At 34.3% G+C, this 3,896-nt stretch carries 3 protein-coding genes; all 3 read left to right on the top strand.

The window, feature by feature from the left end:
• Positions 1-137 precede the first annotated feature (137 nt).
• Genes B2S90_RS07305 through glgA form a run of 3 tightly spaced genes read left to right on the top strand, consistent with a single transcriptional unit; the run spans position 138 to position 3,819 of the window.
• Positions 138-1,265, top strand: a complete 1,128-nt coding sequence (locus B2S90_RS07305) for a glucose-1-phosphate adenylyltransferase (RefSeq protein ID WP_055233865.1) — start codon at positions 138-140, stop codon at positions 1,263-1,265.
• A 14-nt stretch (positions 1,266-1,279) separates the two neighbouring features.
• A complete protein-coding gene (gene glgD, locus B2S90_RS07300) occupies positions 1,280-2,389 on the top strand; it encodes a glucose-1-phosphate adenylyltransferase subunit GlgD (protein WP_278780027.1) in 1,110 nt (369 codons plus the stop codon).
• Positions 2,389-3,819, top strand: a complete 1,431-nt coding sequence (glgA, locus tag B2S90_RS07295; RefSeq protein ID WP_055233867.1) for a glycogen synthase GlgA — start codon at positions 2,389-2,391, stop codon at positions 3,817-3,819. The genes glgD and glgA overlap by 1 nt, the downstream gene beginning before the upstream one ends.
• Positions 3,820-3,896: the final 77 nt, after the last annotated feature.

The raw sequence follows: 3,896 nt of genomic DNA, 5'->3' as shown, positions 1-3,896 counted from the left end.
AATGTAACACGTGTGTAGTATAATAAAAGAAGGAATTTAAGGAAAATGAATCTAATAACTATCATAATTGTTTTAATTGTGATAGAATGGATTATATAAAAGAAAGCGATTACATTTTTTTAGGAGGAGATAGAGAAATGGGTAAAGAAATCGTTGCTATGATCCTAGCTGGTGGCCGTGGAACAAGATTAAAAGAATTAACTGCGAAAGTTGCTAAACCTGCTGTCTACTTTGGTGGTAAATATCGTATTATCGATTTCCCACTAAGTAACTGTGCCAATTCAGGTATTGATGTTGTAGGTGTTTTAACACAGTATGAATCAGTACTATTAGGAACTTATGTTGGTGCAGGCTCTAAGTGGGGGCTTGATGGTAATAACTCACTTGCTGCAATTTTACCAGCACGTGAAAGAGGCGAAGTTGGTGCAACTTGGTATGCAGGTACAGCTGATGCTATTTATCAGAATATTAGCTTCTTGGATCAGCATGATCCAGAATATGTATTAATCTTATCTGGTGACCATATCTATAAGATGGATTATGAAGAAATGTTAAATGTGCATAAGGAAAAAGGTGCAGATTTAACAGTTGCGGTATTAAATGTTTCATTAAAAGAAGCAAGTCGTTTCGGTATCATGAATACAGATGATAAAGGCTATATTTATGAATTCGAAGAAAAACCAGAAAAGCCAAAATCAACATTGGCTTCAATGGGTATTTATATCTTTAATTATAAAGAATTACGTAAATACCTTATCGCAGATGCTGCAGATGAAAATAGTAAGCACGACTTTGGTATGAATATTATCCCTAGCATGCTTGCAGATAAGAAGAAATTATATGCTTGGACTTTTGATGGCTATTGGAAAGATGTAGGAACTGTTGAAAGCTTATGGCAGGCAAATATGGACCTTCTTGATGATAAGGAACTTGACCTTTATAACATCAAGAAAGACTGGAAGATCTATTCAGAAGATACACTTGGTAAGCCTCAGTTAATTGGTGCACAGGCAAGTGTTAAGAATTCACTTGTAACACAGGGATGTGTTGTAAATGGTGAAGTTGAAGGATCAGTTCTATTCAGCAATGTTAACGTTGGTGAAGGTGCTAAGGTTATTGATTCAGTATTAATGCCTGGTGTTCTTGTTGAAGAAGGCGCTGTTGTCAAGAAAGCAATTATTGATGAAGGCGTTGTGATCAAAGCTGGAACAGTTGTGAATGAAGAAGCAGAAGAAGTCGCTTTAGTAAGTGGCAATAGCAGATAAGGAGTGAAGAGCAAATGGCAAATGTAGTAGGATTAATCAATTTACATACTGATATATCTTTGAAAGGATTAACAGAAAGACGTCCAGTTGCTTCAGTAAGCTTCTTGGGTCGTTATGGTATTATTGACTTTGTATTATCTAACTTTTCAAATTCTAATGTTGATAAAGTAGGTATTTTAGTAAAGGAAAAACCAAGATCATTATTAAAACATATTGGTTCTGGTAATGCATGGAACTTCAACTCTAAAAAGGGTGGTATTTCATTATTATATGATGAAAAGTATGCAAACAGCACTATGTACAACCATGATATCAACAATATGTTAGAAAATATTGCATTCTTAGAAAAATCTACTGCTGATTATGTAGTGATTTCTCCAGCACATATTATTACTACAATGGATTTCTCTGATGTGGTAGAAGCACATGAAAAATCTGGTTGTGATGTGACTGTTGTTTATAAGAAGATTAAGAATGCAAATGAAGCATTTATTGGTTCTGACTTCTTAAAGATTAAGGACAAGCAGGTTGTTGATTTTGAATTAAACAAAGGTAATCGCAAGGATCGCTCAATCTCACTTGAAACTTATGTTATTAATAGAAAAGCATTAATTAAGATGCTCAATAAAGCACAGAAAGTATCTGTATTTTATGATTTAAGAGATACTTTAAACTATCTAAAAGATGAAATGAAGATCAACGCTTATGAATATAAAGGATTTGCGAAGTGCATTGATTCATATGCAGCTTACTTCAAGACATCTCTTGAATTCCTTGATATTGATGTATCAACTCAGGCATTCAAGTCTAACTGGCCAATTTTCACAAATACTAACGATACACCACCTTCAAAGTATCTAAAAGATGCTGAAGTTAAGAGTTCATATATCGCAAACGGTGTATTTATCGATGGTGCTGTAGAAAACAGTATTTTAGGACGTAATGTTAAGATTGGTAAAGGTGCTGTTGTAAAGAACTCAATCTTATTCAGTGGTTCTTCAGTAGAAGCAGGTGCTCATCTTGAAAATGTCATTATGGATAAGGATGCTAAGGTTAAACATGTAAAAGAACTTCTTGGTGATCCAACTGATCCATTGTATGTTAAAGAAGGTGACATTGTCTAATGAGAATCGTCTTTGCTGCTGGTGAAGCACTTCCTTATATTAAATCTGGAGGACTCGCTGACGTTATCGGTTCTTTACCTAAGGAACTTGTGAAAAAAGGACATGAATGTTATGTCATTCTTCCAAAGTATCAGGATATTAAATTCCCTGAATCACTTGAATATGTGACTAACTTCTATTTATGGGTAGGATGGAGAAGATGCTATTGTGGTGTCTTTAAAGCAGTATATGAAGGTGTGACTTATTTCTTTGTAGATAATGAACAGTATTTCAGAAGACCTGGTTTATATGGTTATGATGATGATTATGAAAGATTTGCATTCTATGACTTTGCAGTTCTTGAATGTTTATCTCGTTTAGATATCATGCCAGATATCTTATCATTACATGACTGGCAGGCGGCAATGATTGCGCCTCTTTATAAAGAAAGATATTGCTATTATGACTATTATGGAAATGTGAAAGTAACTTTCACAATCCACAATATCGCTTATCAGGGTAAATGTGATCCATTCTTATTGAATGACTTATTCGGTTTAGATAATTACTTATATTACAATGGTAATGTACGCAATGATGATTGCATGAATATGATGAAAGCAGCAATTCTTTATTCAGATGCAATTACAACTGTTTCTCCAACATATGCTCAGGAGATTTTAACAGATGCTTATGGTGAAGGATTACAGAGTATCCTTGCTATGCGTCGTGATGATCTTTATGGTATTTTAAATGGTATCGACTATGATACAAACAATCCAGAAACAGATCCAAATATCCCTTGCCATTTCAATGCAAATAGCGTTTATACAGAAAAGGTAAAAGATAAGCTTGCATTACAGGCTGAAGTGGGATTGCCACAGGATCCTGATGTAGCACTTATTGGTATTGTTACACGATTAACATGGCAAAAGGGTCTAGACTTGATTCTTAACCGCATGGAAGAACTTCTACAGAGAAAGGTTCAGCTTGTTATTCTTGGTGCGGGCGATAAGAAATATGAAGAACCATTAAAAGAAATTGCTGGATTTGGTAATCCAAAGATTTCATTACAGTTAAAGTATGATTTTGGTTTATCATGTCGTATTTATGCAGGATGTGATATGTTTTTAATGCCTTCATTATTTGAACCATGCGGATTATCTCAGATGATGTCATTACGTTATGGTACAATTCCTATTGTAAGAGAAACAGGTGGATTAAAAGACAGTGTACAGCCATTTAATGAATTTGATGGTACTGGTACTGGATTCAGTTTTGCTAACTATAATGCGCATGAAATGATGGACATTATTGATTATGCATTACATATCTACTATGATGAAAAAGATCAATGGAATGGTTTGATTTATCGTGCTATGACTGAAAAATTAGACTGGGATCGTTCAGCAGATGAATACTTAAGAGTATTCGGTTCATTACTTGGTTAATACAAAGATGGAGGATTTCCTCCATCTTTTCGTTTTTAGGAGATGATGAATATGAGCTTATTAGACAAAGTTAAAGA

Source organism: Catenibacterium sp. UBA627, assembly GCF_002299355.1.
Taxonomy (GTDB): Bacteria; Bacillota_I; Bacilli_A; order Erysipelotrichales; family Coprobacillaceae; genus Catenibacterium; species Catenibacterium mitsuoka.
The sequence above is the reverse complement of the archived record's forward strand: the minus strand, read 5'-3'. Positions and strand labels throughout refer to the sequence as shown.